Origin of the sequence: Bacillus silvicola (assembly GCF_050524305.1) — a bacterium.
Lineage (GTDB): Bacteria > Bacillota > Bacilli > Bacillales > Bacillaceae_G > Bacillus_A > Bacillus_A cereus_AT.
On record NZ_JBNGVC010000001.1, the window covers coordinates 1,055,476 to 1,069,214 of the forward strand.

Sequence of the window (13,739 nt, forward strand, 5' to 3'; positions counted from 1 at the left end):
GACCTATATTTTATGAGTGAAATTTAATTTTAAAACGCTTTCATTTTTATAGAATGGTAACCACTGTGAATACACCTTTATATAACAGAACTTTTTGCCCCTTTTATCATTAAAAGCTTTACGTGGTAGTTCATTAAATATTCTATACCTTCCAACCATTTTTTCGCCTCTTCTGGTGATTTTCCCCACACGATCATTCCGTAATTATGAACAAGGACTACTCCTCCACCTTCAGTAAAATTCGGAACATTACTTTCCAATAAATCAGCGAATTTTTTTTCATCTTCTACAATTGGAATTGTCATTTCTGTAATGCCTTCTTTGCCAAAAACACGTTCCACGCTGCGTTGTTCGAATGTCACTTCTCCTTCTTTCCCATATAACTCTGACATTAAATGACTATCTACAGTCTGTACTTGTAAAATACATTCTGCACTGCTTTTTTTATAAATATCCGCATGCATAAACGACTCTGAAGCTGGTTTTTCTTCGTTTTCAAATACTGGCTCACACATGTAATTTACTACAATAAAGTCTTCTTCAGAAAATACTCCTTTATCTCTTCCCTCTACATTTACCAAAAATGTTAATGGCTCTTTTGACGTACACATCGATAAACTAATTTTTGTACCATAAAACCAATCGCGAAGTGCCAGTTCTGCCTTCACATCTTTTAATTCGTTCCATTTCTTCAGAAAAAATAACATTTCGTCACCCCCGGCGTAATATTAATATAATGTTCGAATCCTTTCTATGTAAAAGGAATGTTTTTTGATTATTCTAAAAATTTAATTGAATTATCACACGAGAATGCCTTTTTGTCAATATGGTTTCAGCACCTATCAGAAAAATAGACATATCACCTATAAGCACTCCTGTCTATTTCTTACTTGATTTTGTACATATAAAAAATACGTTATTCTTCTTATTAAAGAATAACGTATTTTTCTCATTTATTATCTTTTTATTGCATTATACAAAAATTGCGCATATTGTTCACGTGTTACGAAATTATCCCCTAAAAAGTTCCCATTCCCGTCACCTTTTGATATGTTATTATCCTCTAAAGCTTTCACATATCCTTCTGCCCAATGACCAGTTGGTACGTCTTTAAAGTTCTCCAAATTACTTTCATTTGCCTTTAACCGAAATACTTTTTGTAATACTACTGACATCTCGTACCTAGTTAATACTCCTTCTGGACGAAACTTCCCTGTACCATCTCCTTGCATAATTCCAGCTTGTGCAACTGTAGCAATATCTTGCTCAAACATATGCCCTTTCGTATCTGTAAACATCTCTTTCTGCTCTACTTTATTTTCTAATTTCAAGTACCTTTGTACTAAAGATGCAACTTGTCCACGGGTAATATTATCCCCAAATCCAAATTGTCCATTTCCATATCCTTTGAAAATATTTTCTTTCGCTAAATAATTAATTGCTTCTTCTGACCAATGTCCTTTTGGTACATCTTTAAATTCTACTACTTCTACTTTTTCATCTTCTTTAGAAGTGTTATCCCCTTTACTTTCTACTACATTTTGAATTACAGATCCTGTAAAGAAGATTCCTGTATCCGCAAATGGATCTTTCACTCCAAATTCATATACCTTCTCACCTGGCGTACTCCATTTAATTACACCGTTACTATACGTACCACTATCACTCTTCAATCGAATTTTCGTAGAAATTTCACCATCTTTTTCATATATAGGTACTTTCATTTCTTTATTTACTTCTGCTTCTTCTAGAAATACTTTTTGATTTTGAACATTAATATATGCTGTCTTACTTAATTCCACAACTGGTCTCACATCGCGGATTTCATTCGCCACAAAACTTAGAAATACTAACTTTTTCAAATTGCTAACTGGTGTTAAGTCTGCAATATAATTTGCCTCTAAATCAAGTTTTTGTAAGTTTACTAGACTTGATAATGGAGTAATATCTTTTAACTCATTGTTAGGTAAGTTTAAAACTTTCAACTGTGTCATCTTACTTAGAGGAGTAGCATCTGTTATTTCATTTTTTCCTATCCATAACTCTTGTAATTGATTCATTTGATCAATACCCGATAAATCTTTAACCTTATTACGCGTTAATACTAAGTCCTTTAAAGGTAATGAATATAACGGTTTAATATCTTCAATTTGATTACCTGCTAAAGTTAAGTATGTTACATTTTTCAACGCGCTTAATGGAGCAACATTCGTAATTTTATTATTTGCTAAATTCAAGTAATCTAGTTGTTCCATTTTCGCTAATGCTGTTACATCTTCTATTTGGTTGCCTGATAGATATAAACTTTTTACATTTTTCATTTCAATTAGTGGTGCAACGTTTGTAATTTTATTATTACTCAAATCAAGAGATTCTAAATTATCCATCTTAACAAGTGGTGTTACATCTGAAAATTCATTACCACGCAAAGCTAAATGATTTAATTGCTTTAAATTCGCAAAGAACGACGGATCTGTTATCTTCGCATTCGCAACTGTTAAAGATTTTAAATTTGGCATATATTTTAATGCACTATAATCAAGAATCTCATTCGTGTTTAAAAACAAGTCCTTTACTTGTAATAACTCTTCTTTCGTAATTGGTGTATTTAAATCTTTTCTATTAAATACTTTTTTATTAACAAGTTCTCTTAATTTGTTATCTGTTATCATATTTTGATTATCAACTGGATTATCTGTTTCCGTATTGCCTGAATTAGAGTTATCATCTGGTTTCTCTGTTTCTTTGTCGCTTACAGTTGGATCTTTAATTTCAAATTGAACTTGATATTTGTGATCGTATCCAATAGCTGGAATAAGTATATGCATTTGCATATTATGCTTCTTCTCAAATTCACCAATTTCAAATTGAACTACTTTCGTCCCATTTTTCCTCTTATCTTCTGACAAAACTTTTACATCATGAAATACACCAGGCTGGTTTCTATCTTCTATTCTAAGATATTGAAAATAATCGCTATCTTGCATTGTTACAGTAACAATTTTTTTCCCGTCTTCAATTGCTACTTTAGGATTTTTTATGTACTGAGAAACCATAGATGGCTCATCTTTTTGATCCTTATATATTTTAATCTCAGTATCATACGTGCGATCACTGGCTGCTGCTAACGACTGGTTTGCTTCAATTTTTATTGCTGCTAATGCTGGAGTAGAGTATGCAGCAAATGGAATAGCTAATGTTGTTGCTACTACTAGAGCTTTAATATAACTTTTTTTCAAAATAATATCCCCTTGTCTTATATACATTCCAATTGATAATACCTATCAATTACTAACATAACAAATGATAATGAATATCATTATCATTGTCAACGGGAATATTACATTAAGTTTATAATTTCCATAGATACAAAATAAAAAACCCTTTACTCAAAGGGCTTTTTTACCTATCGTATGAAGGATTTCATTTTTTTCCTTTTCATTAATAACACCAATTTTTTGCAAAATGTTTGCATACAATACAAGTTTATTATATATCCGTTCTGACATACTTCCCCTTCTTTCCTTCGACCAACTTTTTTTGTATTGGTAAATTATATGAACGAGATGAGAAAATGTGTCCACTTTTTTGCATAAATACAAATCTTTTATTTTGTTACTTACTGATAGTAAAACTCCCACCTAAAAATTAGGCGGGAGTCTAGATGTATTCAATTCATTTAGCAAATTGTCCATTGAATATTATGTTTTTTGACTTCTTCTTCAAAACTATAAGGCATTTTCTTATCACAAATGACATGTTGAATTTGAGAAAATGCTGCTATTCTATAATTCCCTTTTACGCCTACCTTTGTATGATCACATAAAATAAATGTTTTCTCAGCTAGCTTAATCATCGCTTCTGAAAGTTTCGCCTTTTCTAATTCAAAGCTAGAAACCCCAAAGCCTGGCAACAACCCATCAATCGAAACGAATGCCTTATGAAAATGAAATTGATGGATTACTTGCTGTGAAATAGACCCTGACACCCGTGAATGTTTTGGGGATACTTTTCCACCAATAAATAAAACCTCACCGTGAAACATCTTTTTATTAATAGAAGATATTAATTGTGTCGCTACTGGAAAAGAACTCGTAACAATCGTTAAATTTTTACGATGAACAAGATATGGTACCATTTGAAGTGGTGTACTTCCATCATCAATCGCAATAACATCTCCATCTTCTACAAACGTTGCTGCTTTATACCCAATTCTTTTCTTCTCTTCTATATGCAGCATCTCTCGTTCTAACATTGGTGCCTCTATTCCAACTCCCGGAAGTTGAACGGCTCCACCATACACTTTCTTCAACTTCTTTTCACGATCTAATTCTTCTAAATAACGGCGAATCGTCTCTGTTGATACAGCAAACTCTCTCGCTAATTCTGAAACTTTTACTTTCCCTTTAAACTCTACCTTCTCAAGAATTGTTCGCTTTCTTTCTTCACCTACTACAGACATAGCCTCACCCCATTTATATCTACCTCATAAACTGCCTTACTTATACAAAGTTATAATTTTCTTTGTAAGTAGAAATCTCTTCATGAATATAAATACCACGCTTTTCTAATTCGTCAAAAATGATTTGTGGATTTTCAAAAGCTTCTTCAGGAGTAATAACACCGACTTTATTAACTACTCCTTTTGCAATTAACTCTGTAGCGACTCCGAATGGGATTCCAACATTTCTTGTATAAGCTCTTAATTGCTCCCAACCTACTACAGAACCATCAGATAACGGATGTGTATGATATAACACATGCCTTTGTTTTTCATTATTTTTCATACCTACTACCTCTACATGAAGTGCATAACCATAAAGCTCTGTTTCCTTTCCTTCTTTCGATTTTAGTAGATACTTCGAAATACAATCCATAATACCTATTTCTCTACCGTTTATTTCAATTTGATCATTACGCAATATACCATAATCATATAAAGCACGAATGAGCTGCATATTTTGCTCAGGCCAAGTACCTCTCGTTTCTATCAGCACAACACCTTTGTCCTTCAGTGTCTTCGCCAACGTAATCGTTTCTGAATGCGGGATTATATACTGCGTTGTTTTTCCGTAAGGCGCTGGTAATTCAATTTCTCTTGGGCGCGCAAACGGAGGTACTTGCTTAAATTCACCGTCTTCATACACTGTACGCGATGGTAAATGTGGATCATATTCATATGTCGTTGTTTCTGTAATTGATGCTGAAAAAGCAATTGGGCGGTATGAGCCATGGCTTACTCGAACTGACTCTACAGTATCTAGTTGATTTGCTGCATGCATAGCCATCATTTGCGTTACACCTGGTGTCATACCGAACCCAGGTAAACATGTTTTTCCGTTTTGAACAAATATAGCATGCGAATCATTTTCTTCACCAAATCCATTCAAATTCACACCGTGACAACCTGCTTCAGCAATACAACGAGTTGACAAACCATTTAGCTTTATCGTCGTGCCATCCATTACAATGTCATAGCCCTTCATTTTTGCAACCGTATCCTCATGATTCGTTACATCTACTTTTACAAAATCTACGCGAGGATCGTTGAGCCATTCTACTACTTTCAGGCCCTCTTCTTCATTAAAATCAGCTACTGTAATCGTCTCAAAAGATGAAAATTGTACTAAATCTAAAATTGCTTCATGACAAATTTTACCTGCTCCACCTAAACAAAATACTTTCACCCTATAACAACTCCTTTAGCAATACTATCAACTAAACGATTAATGTCTTCTTCATGTACATCACCGATATTTCCAATACGGAACGTATCTACTTTCGAAATTTTCCCTGGGTAAATAACAAATCCGTACTGCTTTAATTCGTTATATAATTGCTGAAATTCAAATCCTGCTTCTGGATAAATGAAAGATGTAATAATAGGAGATTGATATTTTTCATCTACTAGTGGCTTAAATCCGATTTCTCTCATTCTATTCACTAATAGTTTTTGATTGTTATAATATCGATTGTAACGTGCTCTTACTCCGCCCTCTTTTTCTAGTTCCAGGAGCGCTTGATAAAAAGCGTGTACAACATGTGTAGGTGACGTAAAACGCCATTTTCCATTTTGTTTTTCCATCATTTCCCACTGATCGTATAAATCTAAAGATAATGAACGTGCCTGCCCTTGACACTTCAACAATTCATCACGCTTTGCGATAACAAAGCCGAATCCAGGCACACCTTGAATGCACTTATTCGCACTACTAATTAAAAAATCAATTTGTAAATCAGCAATGTCTATTTCAATACCGCCGAAACTACTCATTGCATCAACAATTGTAACTTTTCCATACTGCTTCCCTAATTTACATACATCTACAATTGGATTAATAATACCTGTCGTTGTTTCACAATGAACAACGGCAATATGCGTAATCTCTTTATCTTGCTGTAATAACTTTTCTACTTCTACAATATTAGTAGGCTCCCACTCTTCCGTTTGACTGACCACCACATCTATATGTAACATCTCCGCCATTTGCACAATCCGTTTACCATAGGCACCATTTGTACAAATAAGCAGCTTTCCAGTTGTAGGAATAACAGAACCGATTACTGCTTCAACCGAAAAAGTACCGCTTCCCTGCATTAAAACTGTTGTGTACTTTTCTTCTTCCTTTGTTGCTAACGATACAAGCCTATTTCTTACATCTTGCACCATCGTGTTATATTCAACATCCCACGTACACCAATCATATAACATAACTTCTTTTACAGTTTTTGTTGTCGTTAATGGTCCTGGCGTTAATAATAAGTAGTGATTTTCATTCATGATCCCGTGCCCCTTTTATGAAATAATAAGTTCTTGTTTCTCGATATGTTCAATTACGTTCTCCAGTTCTTGCATCGTTTCAATCGTAAAATGAGCCCCGTTTTCAACGAAACGATTACGAACTACTTCCATCTTTTCATGAAGTTCTACCGGATCCATAGTTTCAACTTCCCACTCGCTTAAGCCGAGCTCACTACTACCGAGAATTACGCCAACAGTCCACATCCCAGCATTTCTGCCCTCTTTCATATCTGACACCGTGTCTCCCACTTTTATCATATGATTCATCGGATACACACCAAGTTCCATCGCATTTTTATAGCACATCCACGGGTACGGACGACCTGCTGGAACATCATCTGGCGTCACAAGAAAATCAGGTTTATACCCTTGTAATTTTGCTTCTTTTGCAACAATGTCCATCATTTCTCTCGTATAGCCAGTTGTTGAGCCGATTTTAATGCCTCTTTTACGTAATGAAGCCATCACTTCTCTTATCCCATCAATTGGCGTGGCATAGTTTGGCAAAATAGCAAAGAGAATTTCTTCAAATTCTTTATACATCTCATGAATGTCTGCTTCTGTTGGTAATTGTCCGAAAACATGCTTCCACTCATTCGCGATACGAGGCATTTCTGTTAGTGCTCTTACATGATCTATTTTTAATAATCCCATTGGCTTACGTGCTTCTTCTGCTGTAATTTTAACACCACGTTTATGAAAAATTTTCATAAATACTTCCAGTGGTGCAAAACATCCGTAATCAACTGTCGTACCTGCCCAATCAAAAATAACTGCTTCTATTTTCATTCTATCCATCACCCTTCTTACTTATCTTTTTTGCCATTGTGACGTTCGGTTACGAAGTGCTTTCGTTCCCCATTCATATACAACTCTCACTACAATATTTGTAACAACAATAAGTACACTCATTGCAGCTGCTGGTGCTACATTTCCTGCATCATCCATATTTACAATTGATACAGCAGCTAGTTTAAAATCAGCCGCATACAAGAACACGACTGCCGATACAGTTACCATTGAATTTACGAAGTAGTACATAACCATTTCTAAAATGGCTGGTAAACACATCGGTACCGTTACTCGAAAGAAAGTTTTATAAAACGGTATGCTCATCGACTGCGAAACAAGCTCAAACTCTCGGTCTAGTTTCTTTAAAGCCGTCGTTGCCGTAACGAATGTTACAGAGTAGAAATGAATGATATTTACTAATACTAAAACGGCAATTGTGCCATATAAAGAATGAAACGGATTTGTTATTGAAAGTCCTAGAATTTGAATTGTTGGTTGACTGAAGAAAAAGACATATCCTAATCCAAGTACTAATCCAGGAATCGCTAACGGTACAATTGAGAAGAAATAACCCACTTTTCTTAAAAATTGTAGCTGTTCTATTTTTTCAATCGCATAAGCGAACACAAATGTTAAAATCGCCCCGATAACTGCCGTAACGGCTGAGACAATTACACTATTTTTAAATGCTTCAAGTCCGTCTCCTGTCAAACTTGAAAAATTAAAATGCTCAAATGTAAAACTCATATTATATGGCCATACTTTCACACTTGCAGCAATACCAACTGCCACAAATAAAAGCATGATCATAAGCGTTACTACGCTACAATATACGAATGAAATAACATCTCTTTTCTTATTATTTATTATTCTGTAAGGTACTGCTTTTGAAGATAAGAGATTCGCCTGTTTCCTTTGCGTAATACGATCAACTGCAAATGCGAAAATAGCTGGGATTAATAAAATCATTCCGACAGTTGCGCCCATGGACATATTTTGCTGTCCAATTACTTGCTTATATACGTCAGTAGCAAGCACATTATATTGTCCACCAACAATTTTGGGTGCCCCAAAATCAGTGAAACTAAGTGTAAATACAACGAACATCGCACTAATTAATCCGTATTTCACACTAGGTAAGGTAACCGTAAGAAACTGCTTCGCTTTACTTGCACCTAACATATTAGAAGCTTCATATAAACGATAATCAGAACCTTGGAAAGCAATTAATAAAATAAGGAATGCTTGTGGAAATGTATACATAACTTCAGCCATTACAATTCCTACTGGTCCGTATAACGGTATTTGTATTCCTTCAAATAAACCAAACATCCCTTTTGTTATTAATCCTTGATTACCAAATAAATATGTAAGCGCAATACCGTGCATCATCGTCGGTGCGAATAATGGTAATAATGCTACGTATTGAAATACGCGCTTTCCAAAAACATTGGTACGAGCAATCGCATATGCATAAGCGAACGCGAGTGTAACTGAAATAATTGTTGTAGCGCCCGAAATCCATATCGTATTTTGTAATGATTGTACTAGCGTTGGTGTTGTGAAATATTTACTGAAATTCGCAACACCAACGAAAGCTCCGTCTTTATCGTAAAAGGCTTGTGTAAATAGTTGTAATAGAGGCAATACAAGCATGATAAAAAATGAAAGAAGCATACCAATAATTAATAGTCTTTGTATCCACTCTTCTTTACCGATACGTCTTTTAATCTTTTTTTTCGCACTTTCCACCTTTAAATTTTCTAACATCTCCATCTATACAATGACCTTCTTTCCATATGACAACATATGATTTTCTGAGAAAGAGATTTGAATTGGCTTTCCTTTTCTAATAGCAGTTTCCTCTACTTCTGATGCCAATATATCCACTACAATTTTCTCGTTATAAAGGTGTGTTTTCTCTTCTATAACCCGCACTTCCGTCCGGTATACAGAGCCGCGAAATTCCATGCTTTCTACAACTGTTTTAATACCATTATTTTGTACAACTGTTACATGTTCCGGACGAATTGCATGTTCTTCGTTATTTTTCGAAAAGAAATTAATAGAACCAATAAAATCTGCCACAAACGGATTGGCTGGTCTTTGATAAATCTCCTCTGGTGTTCCAATCTGCATAATTTCCGCATGATTCATTACAACAATTTTATCAGCCATTGTTAATGCCTCTTCTTGATCATGCGTTACCATAATAGTTGTTACTCCCACTTTTTCTTGCAAATCGCGCATTTCTCTACGCAACTTTTCACGCACTTTTGCATCTAAAGCTGATAACGGCTCATCGAGTAACAGAATATCGGGAGACAGAGCGAGCGCACGTGCAAGTGCCACTCGCTGCTGTTGTCCACCAGACATTTGAGCAGGATATTTATCTTTTACATTCAGCAAATCAACAAGTTCTAACGCCGATAGCGCCTTCTCTTTTACTTCTGCTTTTCCATATTTTTTTGTCTTTAAGCCGTATTCAATGTTTTCAAGTGCTGTTAAATTCGGAAATAATGCATACGATTGAAACACCATTCCGAAGTTCCTCTTTCCGGGAGGTAATGCTGTAATATCTTTTCCATCCACAGCTATACTACCTGTTGTTGCCTCTTCTAGCCCTGCTAAAATTCGAAGCAATGTTGTTTTCCCACAACCACTTGGGCCTAATAAACATACAAACTCATTTTTTTTCACAGTAAAAGAAATATCTTTTAACGCTGTAAATGCATCAAACTGTTTTTGAATGTGTTGAATTGATAAATATTCGCTCATTTTTTCTCTCTCCCACTCACTTACTTTTTCGGTTCTGCTTTTTGACCAAACTCTTTTTCCCATTTTTCTAAAATTTTGTCACGATTTTCTGCTGCCCACTTAAAGTCATTCTTTTTATATAACTTTTCTGTCACATCTTTAGGGAATCCATCTGGAAGTTTATAATCATTTTTAATTGTCGCAAATCCATTTTTCTCGAAGTATAACTTCATTACATCATCAGTAATTGCCCAATCTAAAAATGCTTGCGCTAATTTATCATTTTTTGCATTATCTTTTTTAATAAGTGCGTTCGCTTCTACTTCCCAACCTAATCCTTCTTTCGGCAATACAACTTCAACTGGTGCACCTTTTTGTTTCTCTTTCAAAGCACTATAAACCATTGATACACCAACTGGATATTCACCTGCACCTGCTAATTTCGCTGGTTTTGAACCTGAATGAGTATAAGTTGCCATATTATCATGAAGTTTCTTCATGTAATCCCAGCCCTTATCTTCTCCCATAATTTGTAGCCATGCAGAAACTGTTAAAAATCCTGTTCCAGAAGAAGCTGGATGTGGCATAACTAGTGTTCCTTTATATTCTGGTTTCGTTAAATCTTCATATGATTCTGGCATCGGTAAATTTTTCTTCTTCAATTCTTCTTTATTCACAGCAATCCCCGTCATAAATGCAGTATTTCCTACCCATTTTTCTGGTTGCTTATCATCTTTAAATTGCGGAAGAACACGATCTGCTCCTTTTGGAGAGTATCCTTTTAACATATCTTTTTTATCTAAAGCTAATAGACTAGACGCTGCAGTTCCCCATACAACATCTGCTTGTGTATTTTTTCCTTCAGCTAGCAATTTCGCAGTAATTACTCCTGTTGAATCACGTACAATGTTCAACTTCACATCTGGATATTTCTTTTTAAAAGAATCAAGATAAATTGGTACAAGTTCTTCTTCAATCGCTGTGTAAACAGTTAATGATCCAGATAATTTATCATCTTTTACTTTTGCCCCAGCACTTTCTTCTTTCTTTGCACCACACCCCATTAATAACGAAAATACCATTCCAGTTGCTACAGCTTTAAAGATTGTTTTTTTCACTGTCTCTCTCTCCTTTTACAAATCTTATGTACAACTCAAATATAAACAACTAGTGTAAAAGCAGTATTAAACCAACATTAATCTTTTGTTTGTTGTTTGTTTTTGTGTAATACGTTGCTACTTCTATGTTTTTTCTCATTTTTCTGCTAATATCAATCGTGAAATTTACAAATAATTAAAAAAACCTTTATAATCCCACAAAAAAATGAGGCGTTTGTAAAAAACGCCTCATTTTTGTTTACCTTTTTTTGAATTACGATTTGCGTACTTCGCACTATTTTCTCCTTCATACTCTACTGCAAATTCTGCATCGGGTAAGCTTTCTTTCGGAGTTTTATTATTATTAATTGCTGCATTTTGTTTTACTTTCCTTTTTACCAACATACTCACCTGCTCTCACTAAATAACTTTCTATTCTAGTTTGAAACAACTTAAAGTAATTATTACTGGGAAGTGTTAACAAGTACATAAGAGCTTATATATGGAAATACTACATACGAACAAGCCATTACAAAAAGGAGCGATGACTTTGAAGGAGAAAGAAACGATCCAATCGCCAATTTTAGACGAAACGCTCCCTCATCAAATGAATTTTCCATCTTTTAAAGGCACGGGCAAAAAGATGCAACAACCTTTTATAAATCAATATGATGTTGTAATTGGAGACAGTAAATACGATTCCACTAACAGTCCTCTTAATAATTGGAGTGATGAGGTAGATCCTGCCATTATGGCTGGGGAAGAATGGATACATCCTACAAATGATATTGGGTGGATTTCAGAAGAAAATCAAGAACTACTTAAAAACGAAGTTGATAAGAAAAATGATGCTTTTATGCATCCTCAATTTGGAATTAACGACTAAAAAACCATTCTACCTAACATAGGTAGAATGGTTTCATACTATCCAATAATAATTCTCTCTTTCGGATATTTATAGCGAGGTGGTTGCTCTCTTCCGCCACTAGCTAATATAAATGTTAAAATACCGACGCGTCCGATAAACATAAGTACAATGAGTACAAGTTTACCAACAGTTGTTAATTCAGGAGTAATACCTGTTGATAGTCCCGTTGTCCCGAAAGCAGAACAAACTTCAACTATTAAGTTCATAAGTGGTACATTTTCTGTAATGGATAAAATAAACAGCGCCGAGGCACATAATAAAATCCCCATCGTCATAACGACAGATGCTTTCAACACATCCTCTTCATGTAGCTGACGTTTGAAAACTCGGACTGTTCTCCCGCCCCTTGCAAATGTATATAACGATAATATACTAACAGCAAATGTTGTTGTACGTATTCCGCCCCCAACTGAGCTTGGAGATGCTCCAATGAACATTAATATACTCATAAATAAAAGCGTTGGTTGTGATAATTCACGGATGTCCATTGTAGCGAGTCCACCACTTCGCGTCGTCACAGATTGGAATAGCGTATAAAATACCGTTTCATGCCATGACTTTCCTACTAAAAAATGATTTCGTTCTAATAGAAAAATCATAATTGTTCCAACAATAACGAGTGCAAAAAATGTCGTTGTCGTCAATTTTGTAAATAATGAAAAGCGAAATAGTTGCTGTCGCCTTTTACTAAGGAATTGCTTTACTTCCATTAACACCGGAAAACCAATAGCTCCTAAAATAATAAGCAACATATGAATCATTTGAACAATGTAATCTTTTTTGTACGGAATAAGTGATTGTCCTGTTAAATCAAATCCTCCGTTCGTTGTTGCACTCACAGCAGCAAAGAAACCGTGAAAATAAGCTTCTTGCCAAGTCGGAAAATATAGTAAAAATCTTGTACCTAACAGTATTGCTCCAATGAGTTCTATCGAAATAATTACAATTAAAATAGAACGCATTAATTCTACAAGGCCCGATAAATTTCCTTGGTTATGGTCTGCCATAATTAACCTTCTTCTTTGCAAACCAATCTTTTTACCCGTTATAATCCAAACGAATGTACCAAGTGCCATAATTCCTAATCCGCCCAATTGTAAAATCAAGGCTAAAACAATAATTCCTGCTGTTGTAAACGTATCTGAAATAGTAACAACAGAAAGTCCCGTAACACTTACGGCACTAACAGATGTAAACAGCGCATCTATAAATGTCCATTTCACACCAGGCTTCGTAACAAATGGCAAACTAAGTAAAATTACCGATACAACTACCGCTAGTAAATAAAATACAACGATAAGTTGCACGGGACGTAATTTTTGTAAAAACTTTTTTATATCTCTCATTCCATCACTTCGCTACC

General features: G+C 34.9%; 12 protein-coding genes. 1 reads left to right on the forward strand and 11 read right to left on the reverse strand.

The window, feature by feature from the left end; genetic code table 11:
• Positions 1–77 precede the first annotated feature (77 nt).
• The 10 genes from ACP6L7_RS05600 to ACP6L7_RS05645 form a co-directional block, all read right to left on the reverse strand.
• Positions 78–707, reverse strand: coding sequence for a class II aldolase/adducin family protein (locus tag ACP6L7_RS05600; protein ID WP_097830164.1), 630 nt, complete (start codon positions 705–707; stop codon positions 78–80).
• A 249-nt stretch (positions 708–956) separates the two neighbouring features.
• A complete protein-coding gene (locus tag ACP6L7_RS05605) occupies positions 957–3,239 on the reverse strand; it encodes an NEAT domain-containing leucine-rich repeat protein (RefSeq protein ID WP_097830163.1) in 2,283 nt (760 codons plus the stop codon).
• A gap of 440 nt (positions 3,240–3,679) precedes the next feature.
• Complete coding sequence (locus tag ACP6L7_RS05610) at positions 3,680–4,462, reverse strand: DeoR/GlpR family DNA-binding transcription regulator (protein ID WP_097830161.1); 783 nt, start codon at positions 4,460–4,462, stop codon at positions 3,680–3,682.
• 40 nt (positions 4,463–4,502) lie between these two features.
• Positions 4,503–5,687 (reverse strand): saccharopine dehydrogenase family protein, encoded by a 1,185-nt coding sequence (locus ACP6L7_RS05615; RefSeq protein ID WP_097830160.1) that lies wholly within the window; start codon positions 5,685–5,687, stop codon positions 4,503–4,505.
• On the reverse strand, positions 5,684–6,781 hold the full coding sequence (gene phnW, locus ACP6L7_RS05620) for a 2-aminoethylphosphonate--pyruvate transaminase (protein ID WP_097830159.1): 1,098 nt from the start codon (positions 6,779–6,781) through the stop codon (positions 5,684–5,686). Before phnW ends, ACP6L7_RS05615 begins: the two co-directional genes overlap by 4 nt.
• Before the next feature lie 15 nt (positions 6,782–6,796).
• Positions 6,797–7,591: a phosphonoacetaldehyde hydrolase gene (phnX, locus tag ACP6L7_RS05625; RefSeq protein WP_097830158.1), complete on the reverse strand. Its 795-nt coding sequence runs from the start codon at positions 7,589–7,591 to the stop codon at positions 6,797–6,799.
• Between the two features lie 21 nt (positions 7,592–7,612).
• Positions 7,613–9,370: a putative 2-aminoethylphosphonate ABC transporter permease subunit gene (locus ACP6L7_RS05630; protein WP_141533330.1), complete on the reverse strand. Its 1,758-nt coding sequence runs from the start codon at positions 9,368–9,370 to the stop codon at positions 7,613–7,615.
• Positions 9,371–10,372 (reverse strand): putative 2-aminoethylphosphonate ABC transporter ATP-binding protein, encoded by a 1,002-nt coding sequence (locus ACP6L7_RS05635; protein ID WP_071744756.1) that lies wholly within the window; start codon positions 10,370–10,372, stop codon positions 9,371–9,373.
• 20 nt (positions 10,373–10,392) lie between these two features.
• Positions 10,393–11,469, reverse strand: a complete 1,077-nt coding sequence (locus ACP6L7_RS05640) for a putative 2-aminoethylphosphonate ABC transporter substrate-binding protein (RefSeq protein WP_000750898.1) — start codon at positions 11,467–11,469, stop codon at positions 10,393–10,395.
• 228 nt (positions 11,470–11,697) lie between these two features.
• Positions 11,698–11,850, reverse strand: a complete 153-nt coding sequence (locus ACP6L7_RS05645) for a hypothetical protein (protein ID WP_000240801.1) — start codon at positions 11,848–11,850, stop codon at positions 11,698–11,700.
• Positions 11,851–11,950: 100 nt separating this feature from the next.
• Between ACP6L7_RS05645 and ACP6L7_RS05650 the strand changes: the two genes are divergently transcribed.
• Complete coding sequence (locus tag ACP6L7_RS05650; RefSeq protein WP_000404296.1) at positions 11,951–12,334, forward strand: DUF3905 domain-containing protein; 384 nt, start codon at positions 11,951–11,953, stop codon at positions 12,332–12,334.
• 38 nt (positions 12,335–12,372) lie between these two features.
• On the opposite strand, the gene ACP6L7_RS05655 is transcribed toward ACP6L7_RS05650, so the two are convergent.
• The gene (locus ACP6L7_RS05655) at positions 12,373–13,722 is read right to left on the reverse strand and encodes a TrkH family potassium uptake protein (protein ID WP_097830157.1); all 1,350 of its coding nucleotides are present in this window, start codon (positions 13,720–13,722) and stop codon (positions 12,373–12,375) included.
• Between the last annotated feature and the right edge of the window lie 17 nt (positions 13,723–13,739).

What these genes read in the sequence shown, in the direction of transcription:
- ACP6L7_RS05600 (WP_097830164.1), bottom strand. Translation starts at nt 707, where the DNA reads ATGTTATTTTTTCTGAAGAAATGGAACGAATTAAAAGATGTGAAGGCA.
- ACP6L7_RS05610 (WP_097830161.1), bottom strand. Translation starts at nt 4,462, where the DNA reads ATGTCTGTAGTAGGTGAAGAAAGAAAGCGAACAATTCTTGAGAAGGTA.
- phnW (WP_097830159.1), bottom strand. Translation starts at nt 6,781, where the DNA reads ATGAATGAAAATCACTACTTATTATTAACGCCAGGACCATTAACGACA.
- phnX (WP_097830158.1), bottom strand. Translation starts at nt 7,591, where the DNA reads ATGAAAATAGAAGCAGTTATTTTTGATTGGGCAGGTACGACAGTTGAT.
- ACP6L7_RS05630 (WP_141533330.1), bottom strand. Translation starts at nt 9,370, where the DNA reads ATGGAGATGTTAGAAAATTTAAAGGTGGAAAGTGCGAAAAAAAAGATT.
- ACP6L7_RS05635 (WP_071744756.1), bottom strand. Translation starts at nt 10,372, where the DNA reads ATGAGCGAATATTTATCAATTCAACACATTCAAAAACAGTTTGATGCA.
- ACP6L7_RS05650 (WP_000404296.1), top strand. Translation starts at nt 11,951, where the DNA reads ATGGAAATACTACATACGAACAAGCCATTACAAAAAGGAGCGATGACT.
- ACP6L7_RS05655 (WP_097830157.1), bottom strand. Translation starts at nt 13,722, where the DNA reads ATGAGAGATATAAAAAAGTTTTTACAAAAATTACGTCCCGTGCAACTT.